Origin of the sequence: Sphingomonas faeni, from assembly GCF_040407495.1 — a bacterium.
GTDB classification, from domain to species: domain Bacteria; phylum Pseudomonadota; class Alphaproteobacteria; order Sphingomonadales; family Sphingomonadaceae; genus Sphingomonas; species Sphingomonas faeni_D.
In genome coordinates this window covers 315012-328674 of sequence record NZ_JAPZPP010000001.1, presented here as the reverse complement: position 1 = coordinate 328674, position 13663 = coordinate 315012, and the positions used below count along the sequence as shown (strand labels likewise).

Here is a 13663-nt window from a genome sequence, read left to right as displayed (position 1 = left end):
CATGACGACCTAAACGCTCGCTCCCGCGCCGATCATCGCGTACGCCGCATCCGCCTCCAGCGGCTTGGCATAATAATACCCTTGCCCGAACGTACACCCGAGCGCCGCCAGCGTCTGCGCCAGTTCGTTGGTCTCGATACCCTCGGCCGTCGTCTTCATGCCTAGGGCCTGCGCCAGGCTCAGGATCGCGCGGACGATCGACACCTTGTCGCGGTCCGCCAGCATTTCGGTCACGAAACTGCGGTCGATCTTCAGCACGTCGATCGGCAATTTCTGGAGATAGGCAAGGTTCGAATAGCCGGTCCCGAAATCGTCCATCGCCAGCGTCGTTCCCAGCGCCTTCAGCGCATGCATCGTACCAGCGATCCGGTCGGGATCGGTCACGATCGCACTCTCGGTCAACTCAAGCGTGAACCGGTCACCAGTCAGCCCGGTCGACGCCAGAGCCGCCTCCAGCACGGGAGCGATGTCGTCACGCTGCAACTGGATCGCGGACAGATTGACCGCGAATTTAACCCCGCAAGGCGCACCCTGCCGCGCATCCCATGCGGCAAGCGTTCGCGCAGCTTCGTCGATCGCCCAGCGTCCCAACGGCACGATCAGCCCGGATTCCTCGGCGACCGGAATGAACTCGGTCGGACAATGCCGACGCCCCTGATCGTCGGTCCACCGCGCCAGTGCCTCGAACGACACGATCCGACCCGTGGCCAAGTCGCAAATGGGCTGATACGCCAGGCGCAACTCGCGATTTTCAATCGCGCGACGCAGCGCAGTCTCCATACCGAACTGAGCACGGGCAATCGCGAAATCCTGCGGCATATAGCTTTCGGCCACGCCGCTCGCCTTTGCGCGCTTCACCGCGAACTGCGCGTGACGGATCAGCTCGGCGACATTGCTCGCTTCGTCACCACCATAAGCGATACCGACCGAGCATTCGACGCTGATCTCGTAATCGGTCAGTCGAAACGGCGCCATCAGCGTCCGCTGGATCCTCTCGGCCAGCGCATGTGCTTCTTCCCGATCGGTCTCGATCGTCATCAAGATGCCGAACTGGTCGCCGCCGATCCGCGCGAGCGTATCTCGCGTGCGCAACGCCCCCTTGAGGCGTCGAGCCACGGTGATCAGCAGCTCGTCGCCAGCAAGCGAGCCGAGGCAGGAATTCAACCGCCCGAACCGATCGAGATCGACCGCGAGGACCGCGCTGGCGCCGCGATCCTCGACGTCCTCGATCAATTCCTCGAACCCTTCGCGGTTGGGCAAACCCGTCAGGCTGTCGGTGGTCATCTCCCGACGCAGGCTGCGCTCGGTCTGGACCTGCGACGTCTGGTCGATGAAGCTGATCGTGCAGCGGTCGCGCAACGATGCGAACGTCCGGGCTATCGTCACTCGGTAATAGCGGCAATCGATGACATCGCCCAAGGTCCATTCGAAATCCAGCCGAAGGCTAGCCGACTCCAGAAAAGCCAGGATACGCGGACCAAGATCGGCGATCATCGGCGATCGCTCGGCAACCACACCAAGGCCGGCCAGGCGATACGCGCGGTTCATCGCGAACAGGTCGAACACGCCCCCGTTGACGACGACATGCGCGGCCGGGATGGGGACAAGTTCCAACGCCCGCGCGACCAATTCCGTCGCGACGATCGATTGCGTAATCGCATCCGGGGCTATCGATGCCATCCGCCTGTTGTAGCGACGCTTCCTTAAGACGTCCTAAAGGAACCGAAACGGCTCAAAACTGTCGTTTATTACCAATCTTTTGGTTTTACAGGCTGCTACGGGGGCAGCTACGCAAACCGATTGTCGCGCGGGAACCCCGTTGGCGGCATTCTTCCTGCTGCTCCGCGTGCCGCGCGCCATGGCCCGAGGTCCGATTCGGTTCGGGTCCGTCCAGTGCCGCCGCCCATTGCCCAGCTCAGCCCATCGGCAAACACGAACGTGATCGCGTCCGCCAGTCCGCCATCACGATACCGTTGTAACTGAAGCCCCTGCCCGCGGGTCATCTCGACCAGTTCGGCGAGCGGAAACACCAGCATCTTGCGGTTGTCGCCGATCGCCGCGACGTAATCGTCGTTCGGGCCGATCGGTCGGACGATCTTCAACTGTGCACCCGGCCTCGGCGTCATCACGGTCTTGCCCTTGCGGGTCTCGGCAACGACCTCCGCCGAACTGACCGAGAAGCCGCGGCCGTCGGTAGCAACGACAAGCAGTTTGGGATGCTTGCTCGCGGGGAGCAACGCGACGATCCCGACGCTGCCGTCGAGGTCGATCATCGCGCGCACCGGCTCGCCGAACCCGCGCCCGCCCGGCAGCTTGTCCGCCGCCAGCGTGTAGAACCGCCCGTTCTCCGCGGCGAGCAACAGCTTGTCGGTGGTCTGCGCATGGAACGCATAGGCCGGGCCGTCGCCCTCCTTGAACTTCAGCGCCTCCGGGCTCGCCAGATCATTGTGGCCCTTCATCGCCCGGATCCAGCCACGCTGCGACAGGATCACGGTGATCGGCTCGCGCTCGATCATCGCCTCGAGCGGAATGTCGCGAGTCGGCGCATGTTCCTCGATCGTCGTACGGCGTTTGCCGAGAGGAGTCTCGAGGCCATAGCGGTCGCGGATCTTCGCCATGTCGCGCTTCATCCGCGCGCGCTGCTTCTTCGGATCGGCGAGCAACGCGGCGAGCGTCGCCTGCTCCTTGTCGAGCTTGTCGCGCTCGGTCTTGATCTCGAACTCTTCCAGGCGCCGCAAGCTACGCAGCCGCATGTTGAGGATCGCCTCGGCCTGACGATCGGTCAGCTCGAATTCGGCGATCATCACCTTTTTCGGCTCGTCCTCGGTGCGGATGATCTCGATCACGCGGTCGAGGTTGAGGTACGCGATCAGATAGCCGTCGAGCAGTTCGACGCGGTCGGCGATCTTGCTCAGCCGGTGCTCGGTCCGCCGGCGCAATACGACGAACTGGTGATCGACCCACGCCGCCAGCGCCTCGCGCAAGCTCATCACGCGCGGCGTGCGATCCTTGTCGAGCACGTTGAGGTTGAGACTGATACGCGTCTCGAGATCGGTCAGCCGGAACAGCCCGTCCATCAGGATTTGCGGATCGACCGTGCGGCTGCGCGGTTCGAGCACGATGCGAATCTCGGTATCCGATTCGTCGCGCACGTCGGCGAGGATCGGCAGCCGCTTGGCGTTGATCAGATCGGCGATCTGCTCGATCAGCTTGCCCTTCTGCACGCCGTACGGAATCTCGGTGACGATAAGCTGCCAGCCGCCGCCCTTCTCGCGCTCGGTCTCCCAGCGCGCACGGACGCGGAAACCGCCACGCCCGGTTGCATAGGATTCGCGGATCACGGCAGGCGGATCGACGACCAAGCCACCCGTGGGGAAATCGGGCCCCTTCACATGTTCCAGGATCGCGGCATCGTCCGCGTCGGGCGTATCGATCAGGACAATCGCCGCCTCCAGCAACTCGGCGGCGTTGTGCGGCGGAATGCTCGTCGCCATGCCGACCGCGATCCCGCTCGCGCCGTTCGCCAGCAGGTTCGGGAACAGTCCTGGGAACAGCTCGGGCTCGTGATCTTCGCCGTTGTAGGTCGGGCGATACGCGACCGCGTCCTCGTCGAGCCCGTCCATCAGGTCGATCGCGACTTGGGTCAGCCGCGCCTCGGTGTAGCGGTAGGCGGCAGCGTTATCGCCGTCGATGTTGCCGAAATTGCCCTGCCCGTCGACCAGCGGGTAGCGCATCGCGAACGACTGCGCCAAGCGGACCATCGCGTCGTAGACCGACTGGTCGCCGTGCGGATGGTATTTGCCGATCACGTCGCCGACGACCCGCGCGCACTTCTTGTACCCTTGCGCCGGATCAAGTTTCAGCAGCCGCATCGCCCAGAGGAGACGCCGATGCACCGGCTTCATTCCGTCGCGGACGTCGGGCAGCGATCGGGCGGTGATCGTCGACAACGCATAGACCAGATACCGCTCGGAGAGCGCGCTATCGAACGGGGCGTCGACGATGCTGTCGAAGGGATCTTTGAAGTCGCTGGTGGCCATTGCCGACAGCGGTAGCAGTTGAAATCGAAACGATCAAAGCATGAACGTACCCCACGCTTCGTCCGCGTACAGAACGCTAGATCCCCGCATGACGCGGCGGATCGAGCCCGCTACACCAACGCCATGATCCGCTTTGCCTTTCTCGCGCTCGCCGCGATGTCCACGTCCGTCTTGGCGCAGACGCCCGCTCCACCACCGACGAAGTTGTTGACCTGGCCCGACCTGACCAAGCGGCCGAAACCCGCCCCGGATGCGACGGTCGCCTATGGCACCGACCAGATGCAGAAGGTCGACGTCTGGCTCCCGCACGGCAAGGGACCGTTCCCCGTCGTCGTGATGGTCCATGGCGGCTGCTGGACCACGAGCATCGCCGATCGCAGCCTCATGAACTGGATCGCCGACGATCTTCGCAACACCGGCGTCGCGGTCTGGAACATCGACTATCGCGGCGTCGACCGCACCGGCGGCGGCTATCCCGGCACCTTTGCGGATGCGGCGACGGCGGCGGATCAACTTACAGTCAATGCGAAGAAGTATAACCTCGACATGCGGCGTGTGCTGGCGATCGGCCACTCGGCTGGTGGCCACCTCGCGCTCTGGCTCGCCGCCCGCCCGAAGCTTCCAACGACGAGCCCGCTCCATACCGCGAACCCGCTCCACATCCGCCACGTCATCAGCCTCGGAGGTCTGCCCGATCTCGAAGTAACGGCGGCCAACGCCGACAATGGTTGCGGCACGGAGGTCGTTGCGAAACTGGTCGGCACACCCACCGCGCAGCACCCGGACGTCTACGCCGACACCTCGGTCCCGCGCGTTCTCCCGCTCGGCGTGAAGCAGGACCTGATCAACGGCCGCGAGGACCGGATCATACCCTTCGTCATGGCTACCGACTACATCGCTAAGGCAAACGCTGCCGGCGACACCGCCACGCTCCACACCATCCCAGCGACCGGTCATGTCGAACTAATCGCGCCGGAAACACCCGCCTGGGCCGAAGCCAGACGCCTGATCCTAGCCTATTTTGGGAAGATGAAGTGACTCTCGAAGACGCCCGAGCGCTTGACGCGACCGACCCGCTCGCCGCGTACCGCGACAAGTTCGCTCTCCCTGAAGGCGTGATCTATCTCGACGGCAACTCGCTCGGCGCATTGCCAAAGGCCACGCCGGCCGCGCTCGCCGACGTCGCCACCCGGCAATGGGGCGACCGCCTGATCCGCAGCTGGAACGAAGGGTGGATTGAGGCCCCCCAGCGGATTGGCGCAAAGATCGCCCCGCTGATCGGCGCGGCCGCGGACGAGGTGATCGTCGGTGACACGACGTCAACACACCTCTTCAAGGCGTTGGTCGCAGCTCTGCGCAGCAACCCCGACCGACACACGGTCTTAAGCGAAGCCGGCAACTTCCCCACCGACCTGCATATCGCAGAGGGTGCAGTCGCCTGCGTCCCCGGGGCGCGGTTGAAGGTCGTCGCGCGTGAAGATATCGCCGCGGCCCTCGACGGCGACACCGCGGTGCTGCTGCTCACCCACGTGCACTACAAGACGAGCGACCGCTTCGACATGACCGCCTGGACCGCGCGCGCGCACGACGCCGGCGCGCTCATGCTCTGGGACCTCAGCCACAGCGTCGGCGCGGTCCCGGTCAACCTCGACGGCGCGAACGCCGACCTCGCTGTCGGGTGCACGTACAAATACCTCAACGGCGGTCCCGGCGCGCCTGCGTTCCTCTACGTCGCCAAGCGCTGGCAGGACACGCTCGCCAGCCCGCTATCCGGCTGGATGGGCCACGCCGCGCCGTTCGCGTTCGAGGACGCCTACCGCCCCGCCCCCGGCATGAAACGCTGGCTTGCCGGCACCCCCGCGATGCTCTCGACCGCCGCACTGGAAACCGCGCTCGACCTCTGGGCAGACATCGACCAGCACGCCGTCGCCACCAAGAGCGCGCAACTGTTCGACATCCTCGCCGCTGCTGGCGATGCGCTAGGCCTCGACTGCGTCAGTCCCCGAGACTCCGCCAAACGCGGCAGCCACATCAGCTTCCGCCACCTGCACGCCTATGAGCTGACCCAGGCACTCATAGCACGCGGCGTAATCGGCGATTTTCGAGACCCCGACATCCTTCGCCTTGGCCTGACGCCCTTGTACCTCAGCTACGAGCACGTCTGGCGCGCGGGAGAGATTTTGCGGGAAATCGTCGAGACCGAAAGCTGGCGCGACCCCGTGTATTTCCAACGGCTCGCCGTGACGTGAGCACGCTTGACGCCATATCCCAGTCAATCGAAAGTGTTTCAATCGGTTGCGGGAGACTGTCCATGAAGTGGGTTGTGATTGGCGTGGCCGCATTATCCATGGCCGGGTGCAGCAAGGCTCCCGACAGTAGTGCCGGGGAACCCGATATCGCTGGCAATTCCATCGCCGGAGTGGCGTTCGACTATAGCTATGACCTGGCACTTCCTTCGTCCCGGATCTCGGATCTTCAGGAGGAGCATGCGCGTGCCTGCGAACGGCTTGGCGCCACACGCTGCCGGATAACGGGATTGCGCTACACGGTCGGGCAGCAGGGCAACGTCAGCGCAAGCCTGTCGGTCAAGATCGCCGCCCCTCTTGCGCGTGCCTTTGGCCGGGCCGGGGTCAAGCAAGCGGAGCGCGCGGGCGCGACCTTGACGGGGGCCAATATCAGCGGAACCGATGTCGCCACGGCCGCCGCGGCGATCGCGACCGAACGGACCGACGTCGCCGCCGAACGCGCCCGGATCGACCGCGAACTGGCCCGTGTCGATCTGTCCCCGCGCGAACGTGCCGAACTCCGTCAACAACAGGCGGCCGCGCAAAGCCAGGCAACCGCAGCGGCCGCAACGGCATCAGAACAGCGCGAAAGTCTCGCCAATACGCCAATGTCGTTCGACTATGCGACTGGCCGCGGGACTGACCTGGTCGATCGCCTGCAGGACGCTGGTGACACCGCGCTCGGCTCGATCGGATTGACCGTCACGGCGCTGCTATGGGTATTGGCGGCTCTCGGCCCGCCGCTGCTGGTGATCTTGCTGGCGTTCCTGGTTTGGCGACGCTGGATCCAGCGTTGGTGGACCGAGTTGATGACCCGCATCGATCGTCGAACCGGCCGACCGCTCGCGACTGCCCGCGACACGCCGTCCCCGCCCTCGCGATGACGTCGGGCAGTTTTCCCGGGGCAGTCATGCGCCGCGATTGCACCCCCTGCCCCCTTCGCCTATAGGCGCGGCCTATTCCGGCCTCGGCTTCGCGAAGCGTTTCGCGTAGGCTGGGGCCGCTCGATTTTTCGCCGCTAATTTCCAGGGGACCGCGCATGGCTCGCCGCCGCCAGATCTACGAAGGCAAGGCCAAGATCCTCTACGAGGGTCCCGAGCCAGGCACGCTGATCCAGTATTTCAAGGACGACGCGACCGCGTTCAATGCCCAGAAAAAGGGCACGATCAACGGCAAGGGCGTGCTCAACAACCGGATTTCCGAGCACATCTTCACGCTGCTCGATCATATCGGCGTGCCGACGCACTTCATCCGCCGCCTCAACATGCGCGAGCAGTTGATCCGCCAGGTCGAGATCGTCCCGATCGAAGTCGTCGTGCGCAACGTCGCCGCGGGCTCGATCTCGACGCGTCTCGGAATCGAGGAGGGCACCAAGCTGCCCCGTACGATCATCGAATATTACTACAAAGACGATGCGCTCGGCGATCCGATGATCTCCGACGAACACATCGCCGCGTTCGGCTGGGCGAGCCAGGAGGAGATGCACGACATCGCCGACCTCGCGATCCGCGTGAACGATTTCCTGTGCGGGCTGTTCGCCGGCGTCGGCATCCGCCTGGTCGACTTCAAGCTCGAATTCGGTCGCATCTTCGACAACGACTTTGGTCGGATCATTCTCGCCGACGAGATCAGCCCCGATGGCTGCCGCCTGTGGGACATGGAAACCAACGAGAAGATGGACAAGGATCGCTTCCGTCGCGATCTCGGTGGTGAAGTCGAGGCCTATCAAGAGGTTGCACGCCGTCTCGGCCTGTTGCCCGAGGGTGCGGACAACGCCGTCCTCGACCTCGAAAAGCATCGCAAGAACCGGGGCAAGTAAATGAAACTCAAGGTTTTCGTGACATTGAAGCCCGGCGTGCTCGATCCGCAGGGCCGGGCGATCCATCACGCGCTCGGCAGCCTCGGCTTCGACGGCGTACAGGACGTCCGCCAAGGCAAGCTGATCGAACTGGAGGTCACCGACGATACCGACGACGCGACGATCGACGGCATGTGCCGCAAGCTGCTCGCCAACACGGTGATCGAAAACTACCGGGTCGAGCGCGCATGAAAACAGCGGTCATCGTCTTCCCCGGCTCCAACTGCGACCGCGACATTGCCGTCGCGCTGGAGGCGGTGACCGGCGTCAAGCCGCTGATGGTCTGGCACGGTGATGCGGACTTGCCGGCGGACGTCGGCCTGGTCGCGGTGCCCGGTGGGTTCTCGTACGGCGACTACCTACGCTCGGGTGCGATCGCGGCACGCTCGCCGATCATGCGCGCGGTCGTCGAGCAGGCAGGCAAGGGCTTGCCCGTGCTCGGTATCTGCAACGGCTTCCAGGTGTTGACCGAAGCGGGGCTCCTGCCCGGTGCGCTGATGCGCAACGAGGGGCTGAACTTCGTCTGCCGCGATGTCGCGCTGACGGTCGAGACGGCGAGCTCGACGTTCACCTCGGGCTACTCAGCCGGTGAACGCGTCTCCTTTCCGGTCGCGCACCACGACGGCAACTACTTTGCCGACACCGAAACGCTCGACCGCCTCGAAGGCGAAGGCCGCGTGGCGTTCCGGTATGCGGAGAGCGTCAACGGTTCGGCGCGCAACATCGCCGGGTTGCTGAACGACAAGGGCAACGTGCTGGGCATGATGCCACACCCGGAACGTCGTCTCGAAGCGGCACATGGCGGCACCGATGGCCGTCGGCTGTTCGAAGGCCTGCTCGAAGCCGTCAGCGCCTAACCCCTCCGTCATCCTGGGCTCGACCCAGGATCTAGAGCCACGAGCGCATCCGCCTTTGGCTCTGGATCCCAGCTTTCGCTAGGATGACGGACGGCCTCAAACCCGCGTTCGGAACGGCGAGAAGTCCGTCCCCCGATCATACACATCGACACCCTCGCGGCGCTTGAGCCAGCCCACTGCGCCATACGTCAGCGGCGTCAGCAGCACCTCCCACGAGACCTTCAGCAAAAACTGGCTGACCATCACCATCAGCATCGCCTCCACCGGCCAGTCCGGCGCGCCGTAGAAGGCGAGCGGGTAGAAGATCAGGCTGTCGAACGCCTGCCCCACGATCGTACTGCCGATCGTCCGCGTCCACAGCATCCGCCCTTGCGTCCAGATCTTCATGCGCGCGAGCACGAAGCTGTTGGCGAACTCGCCCACCCAGAACGCGCAGATCGACGCGAACACGATCCGCGGCACCTGCCCGAACACCGATTCGTATGCCGCCTGCCCCGTCCACCCCTTGTCGGGCGGCAGCGCAACGACGACCGCCGACATGAACACCATGAACAGCATCGCGCCGAACCCCGCCCAAATGCAGCGCCGCGCCCGCGCGTAGCCATAGACTTCGGTCAGCACGTCGCCGATCACATAGCTCACCGGAAAGAACAGGATGCCCGCGCCGAACGGCCATGCGCCGATGAACGGCAGGTCGATCACCGCGCGCTTGCCCGCGCCGATCACGTTCGACAGCAGCAGGATCGTGACGAACGCCGCCATCACGAAGTCGAAATAACGAAACTGCGCACCGCCGACCGCATTCGCGTCGACCGGTTCGAGCCCCCGCACCGCATCCGTTCCAATTTCCATCAGCGCGTTATGATCGAGGTTCCAAGCCCGCACAATCCGCGCTAGTCGTCGCCGCAGCGCGCGCCCGTAGCTCAGCTGGATAGAGCAAGGAGCTTCTACCTCCTCGGTCGGGGGTTCGAACCCCTCCGGGCGCGCCAATTGCCCTTCCCTGTGCGATCAGCCTGCACCGAGGTGACATAGGCGGTAGGAAACAGGATCGACATTCGCTGCTGGACCGCCGTTCTTTCGCCCGCCCTGTCTCAACAGATTCAAGCGGATGCGAAACAGGCGGCGACCCAGATAACGCAATCGGGCCTAGCCATCACTCGAACGCAAGATCCTTGATCCGTTCAGCGTAGGGCGGACAGTAAAGCCCGTGTGCCTCGGTAGATTTGGCAACCACCGATCCCGCGTTAATGACGCACCCCTCGCGCACGATGACGCCTGGGTAGATGGTGACGTTGGCGCCTACCCAGCAACCGCGCTCTATCAAGACAGGACGAAGCCGGTCGCCATCGACGCCCCGCCGCCAGACCGAGCGCGTGATGTGATGGGTCAGCGAGATGATCGTGCACCGGTAGCTGATTCGCACCGCCTCGCCGACCTCGACACCACCGCCGGCATCGATCAGTCCTTCCGGGCCGACGAACGCGCCTTTGCGCAGCGTCAGGCGGTGTGGATCGACGACGGTGCAGCTGGGATCGATAAACGCCCCTTCTTCCATCGTAATGAGGCTCAGCATGTCTTTGGTCAGCACGGCGTCGTTTTCTCGTTTCGGCAATCAGGCGTCCGTCGTCGAGGCATCACCCGACGTCAACGCCCGAACGCTTCAATACCGAACCTTCGCGCCAGCATAGAAGTACCGGCCGACCGGTGAGATCGGGACGTTGGTCTCGAAACCGATATCGGGCTTCTGATCGGCGAGGTTGTTGACACCGCCGTAGAACGAGAACCGCGTGTCGACCGCGACCTCCGCCTGCACGTCGTGCTGCCACAGTTCCTTGTACCGGAGATAGCGCGGATCGACGAGACTCGGGTTCGCATCGGTATCGACCTTGGCGAAACGGCGGACGCCGTCCTGCCAGCGCAGATTGTAGCTCAGTGTCAGTGCCCCCGCGGTCCAGCTCGGCGAGAAGGTAAAGGTGTATTTCGGACGGAACGGTTGGTCGACATTGTCCTCCGTCACCGCGCCCGGCGTCGCGACCTGTTCGAGCTTGTCGAGGTAGCCGCCGACCAGCCGGATATCGAATGCCCCGGCATGCGCCGTCCGGAAGCGATAGGCGATGTTGAGTTCGGCGCCGGCGGTGCGGAACGCCGCGACGTTCTGCGGCTGGACGACATAGCCGTTGATGAACCCGGTACCGCGCTCGCGACTGATCGCGTTGCAATAGGCGTTGTCGAGCGTCGGCTGGTCGACGCAGAGCGACGCGATCGTGTTCGCATCGGGCGTGTTGATCGCATCGCGCAACCGGATATCGTACCAGTCGAGCCCGATCGACAGGCCCGAGATCGGTCGCACCACGACGCCCGCGGTCCAGGTGCGGGCGACTTCGGCGCGCAGGTCCGAGTTGCCCTGCTGCGTGCCGGGAATGAAGATCGTCGCGTTCGGGTTGTTCTGCGCGGTGAAATTGGCCGGATTGCCCCCTGCCCCGGTGATCAGCGTCTGGCAATTCGCGGCGCGGAACTGCGTCCCGAGCGTGCGGTTGCCGAGGTAGCACGGGTCGGAGAAGAAGTTACTGCTGCCGGTCTGCGGACGGAAGATTTCGCCGATGTTGGGCGCGCGGACCGAGCGGCCGTACGAGCCGCGGAAGCTGATCTCGCGGATCGGCGCGTAGATGCCGTTGAACTGGTACGCGCGAGTCGAGCCAACCGTGGAGTAATCGGAATAGCGTCCTGCTGCCCCGATCGAGAGCAGGCTGGCGAACGGCACGTCCTTCAGGATCGGCGCGTTGAGCTCGCCGAACGCTTCCCAGACATCGAAATGGCCGCTCGACGGGGTCGGCAGGATGTATTCGTCATATTGGTAGAACGCATTGTCGGTGATCGCCTGCGCGGGGCGGAAGCTGCTCGACTCGCGGCGATATTCGCCACCGACCGCGAACGCGATCGGGCCGCCCGGCAACGTAAAGAACTGCCCGAAGTCGCCGTTGAGCGAGGCGTTGGCGACGTGTTGGGTAAGACGCGCATTGCTCGCCGGGTTGCTCAGGAAATAGCCGAACGAGGCCGGGTCCACGGTGTTGCCGCCGAACGTGTTGACCGGAACGCAGCCAGCGGCGCGGGCATCGGCCGAACGGCAGACGATCGTTCCCCCCGGCCCGCGCACCGCGTCGAGCGCGTTCAGGAATCGATCGTTCAGGCGGTCGTTGAGCTTGGTCGCACGGACGTCGGTCTGGCCATAGGTGTAGGACACGTCGTAGCTGGCATGCTCCGAGATGCGGCCGGTGACGTCGACGACGCCGCGGTAGGTGCGGCGGCGGTCTTCTTCGCCCCGGCGCGGGATGTCGAAATTGTTGCGATTGACGTCGACCGAGGACAGCCCGGCCGCGGTCGCCGCGGCCAGGATGCTTGCCGGGATGTACGGATTGTCGAGCGCGATGGTCGCCGGATAATTGCCGCCATAACCGCCGAAGCTGGTCACCGTCGACTGGACGAACTTGCCCTCCAGGCTGATCTTGAACGCGTCCGAGGCGTCGTAATGCGTCAGCGCGTTGACCGCATGGCGGCGGGTGCGCGGGAAGATGTCGCCGATATACCCGGCGACCGGCGTGTCATCGCCGCCCACCGAATAGCCGTCGTTCTGCAGGAAGCGGCCGGGCGTGTAGAGCGCGCCGTCGCCGCGGAAAGTCTGGTCGCCGATATACACGATGCTTTGGTTCGAGCTGTACGGATAGCGCAGGTCGCCGACCGGTCCGATCTTGTAGCTGCCGGCGCGCGTCGGATCGTAATTGTCGAGGTTGACGAAATACTGGCGGTCGCCCTGAGCGAGATACCGGCGGTCGTCGTTCGCGAGCGGCTGATCGGCATTATACTCGTAGGCGAGCGTCAGATTGCCGCGGCCATCGGCGAAGTTGCGGCCCGCGATAAGTGAGGCGAAGCGGTTGGCGGCGTCGCCCCGTTCCGAGATGCCGAACTGGCTGCGCGCTGCCACACCGTCGAAATCGCGCTTCAGGACGAAGTTGACGACCCCCGATACACCGTCCGCGCCGTACACTGCGGAGGCGGCGCCGGTGAGCACGTCGACCCGCTCGATCAAATCGGTCGGGATCGCGTTGATGTCGACCGCCGCGGTGTCGGGCTGGCCGGCGACGTGGCGGCGGCCGTTGACGAGCACCAACGTCCGGTTGGGGCCAAGCCCGCGCAGGTCGAGCAGGTTGAGCCCGACCTGCCCGAAGCTGCCGTCCGCCTGCGCGTTGCCCGCGGTCCGCGTGCTGTCCCGCGAGTTGGTGAGCGCCGGCACGCGCTGGAGGAAGGTGGTGACGTTGGTGTTGCCCGACTTCTGGAGGTCGGCGGCACTGAACGAGACGATCGGGTTGGGCGCTTCGTAATCCGGGCGCGCGATGCGTGACCCGGTGACGACGATCTCGGTAGCAGGGTCCGCGGCCGGATCGGCGGCAGCGGGTGCCGGCGTATCGGTGGCCGGCGGGGCGACCTGTGCCTGTACCGAAGTTGCGGCAAGCAGCGCGACGCCTGACAGCAGATGACGGCGGCGAAGGATACGCATGACTCTCTCCCTGTTCGCCGGCATTGGCCCCGCCAGCGTTGCGTCCGACTTAGGCGCATCGCCGACTACCG

General features: G+C 64.7%; 11 protein-coding genes and 1 tRNA gene. 7 read left to right on the top strand and 5 right to left on the bottom strand.

The features are described from left to right. Positions 1–9: 9 nt before the first annotated feature. Positions 10–1680 carry a putative bifunctional diguanylate cyclase/phosphodiesterase gene (locus O6W96_RS01555; RefSeq protein ID WP_353467934.1) on the bottom strand — a complete coding sequence of 557 codons (1671 nt, stop codon included), beginning with the start codon at positions 1678–1680 and terminating at the stop codon, positions 10–12. A 107-nt stretch (positions 1681–1787) separates the two neighbouring features. Then, a complete protein-coding gene (gene parC / locus O6W96_RS01550; protein WP_353467933.1) occupies positions 1788–4040 on the bottom strand; it encodes a DNA topoisomerase IV subunit A in 2253 nt (750 codons plus the stop codon). A 123-nt stretch (positions 4041–4163) separates the two neighbouring features. Here parC and O6W96_RS01545 point away from each other — a divergent pair, with 123 nt between their 5' ends. The 6 genes from O6W96_RS01545 to purQ all read left to right on the top strand — a co-directional run bounded on the left by O6W96_RS01545 (position 4164) and on the right by purQ (position 9040). Beyond that, positions 4164–5078 carry an alpha/beta hydrolase family protein gene (locus tag O6W96_RS01545; RefSeq protein WP_353467932.1) on the top strand — a complete coding sequence of 305 codons (915 nt, stop codon included), beginning with the start codon at positions 4164–4166 and terminating at the stop codon, positions 5076–5078. Beyond that, positions 5075–6289 (top strand): kynureninase, encoded by a 1215-nt coding sequence (gene kynU / locus O6W96_RS01540; protein ID WP_353467931.1) that lies wholly within the window; start codon positions 5075–5077, stop codon positions 6287–6289. Before O6W96_RS01545 ends, kynU begins: the two co-directional genes overlap by 4 nt. Positions 6290–6351: 62 nt before the next feature. Further along, positions 6352–7209, top strand: coding sequence for a hypothetical protein (locus O6W96_RS01535; RefSeq protein WP_353467930.1), 858 nt, complete (start codon positions 6352–6354; stop codon positions 7207–7209). 155 nt (positions 7210–7364) lie between these two features. Next, positions 7365–8144, top strand: coding sequence for a phosphoribosylaminoimidazolesuccinocarboxamide synthase (gene purC, locus O6W96_RS01530; protein ID WP_056050712.1), 780 nt, complete (start codon positions 7365–7367; stop codon positions 8142–8144). Next, the gene (gene purS, locus O6W96_RS01525) at positions 8145–8375 is read left to right on the top strand and encodes a phosphoribosylformylglycinamidine synthase subunit PurS (RefSeq protein WP_353467929.1); all 231 of its coding nucleotides are present in this window, start codon (positions 8145–8147) and stop codon (positions 8373–8375) included. It abuts the gene before it with no gap. Then, positions 8372–9040, top strand: a complete 669-nt coding sequence (gene purQ / locus O6W96_RS01520) for a phosphoribosylformylglycinamidine synthase subunit PurQ (RefSeq protein WP_353467928.1) — start codon at positions 8372–8374, stop codon at positions 9038–9040. Before purS ends, purQ begins: the two co-directional genes overlap by 4 nt. Positions 9041–9136: 96 nt before the next feature. On the opposite strand, the gene O6W96_RS01515 is transcribed toward purQ, so the two are convergent. Further along, on the bottom strand, positions 9137–9892 hold the full coding sequence (locus O6W96_RS01515) for a queuosine precursor transporter (RefSeq protein ID WP_353467927.1): 756 nt from the start codon (positions 9890–9892) through the stop codon (positions 9137–9139). A 60-nt stretch (positions 9893–9952) separates the two neighbouring features. Between O6W96_RS01515 and O6W96_RS01510 the strand changes: the two genes are divergently transcribed. After that, positions 9953–10029: transfer RNA gene (locus tag O6W96_RS01510), tRNA-Arg, on the top strand. Positions 10030–10193: 164 nt separating this feature from the next. Here the strand turns inward: O6W96_RS01510 and O6W96_RS01505 are convergent. Both O6W96_RS01505 and O6W96_RS01500 read right to left on the bottom strand, forming a co-directional pair. Beyond that, a complete protein-coding gene (locus O6W96_RS01505; RefSeq protein WP_353467926.1) occupies positions 10194–10628 on the bottom strand; it encodes an acyltransferase in 435 nt (144 codons plus the stop codon). A gap of 72 nt (positions 10629–10700) precedes the next feature. After that, on the bottom strand, positions 10701–13592 hold the full coding sequence (locus O6W96_RS01500; RefSeq protein ID WP_353467925.1) for a TonB-dependent receptor plug domain-containing protein: 2892 nt from the start codon (positions 13590–13592) through the stop codon (positions 10701–10703). Positions 13593–13663 lie beyond the last annotated feature (71 nt).

What these genes read in the sequence shown, in the direction of transcription:
- O6W96_RS01535 (WP_353467930.1), top strand. Translation starts at nt 6,352, where the DNA reads ATGAAGTGGGTTGTGATTGGCGTGGCCGCATTATCCATGGCCGGGTGC.
- O6W96_RS01545 (WP_353467932.1), top strand. Translation starts at nt 4,164, where the DNA reads ATGATCCGCTTTGCCTTTCTCGCGCTCGCCGCGATGTCCACGTCCGTC.
- purQ (WP_353467928.1), top strand. Translation starts at nt 8,372, where the DNA reads ATGAAAACAGCGGTCATCGTCTTCCCCGGCTCCAACTGCGACCGCGAC.
- O6W96_RS01515 (WP_353467927.1), bottom strand. Translation starts at nt 9,892, where the DNA reads ATGGAAATTGGAACGGATGCGGTGCGGGGGCTCGAACCGGTCGACGCG.
- purS (WP_353467929.1), top strand. Translation starts at nt 8,145, where the DNA reads ATGAAACTCAAGGTTTTCGTGACATTGAAGCCCGGCGTGCTCGATCCG.
- O6W96_RS01500 (WP_353467925.1), bottom strand. Translation starts at nt 13,592, where the DNA reads ATGCGTATCCTTCGCCGCCGTCATCTGCTGTCAGGCGTCGCGCTGCTT.
- purC (WP_056050712.1), top strand. Translation starts at nt 7,365, where the DNA reads ATGGCTCGCCGCCGCCAGATCTACGAAGGCAAGGCCAAGATCCTCTAC.
- O6W96_RS01555 (WP_353467934.1), bottom strand. Translation starts at nt 1,680, where the DNA reads ATGGCATCGATAGCCCCGGATGCGATTACGCAATCGATCGTCGCGACG.
- parC (WP_353467933.1), bottom strand. Translation starts at nt 4,040, where the DNA reads ATGGCCACCAGCGACTTCAAAGATCCCTTCGACAGCATCGTCGACGCC.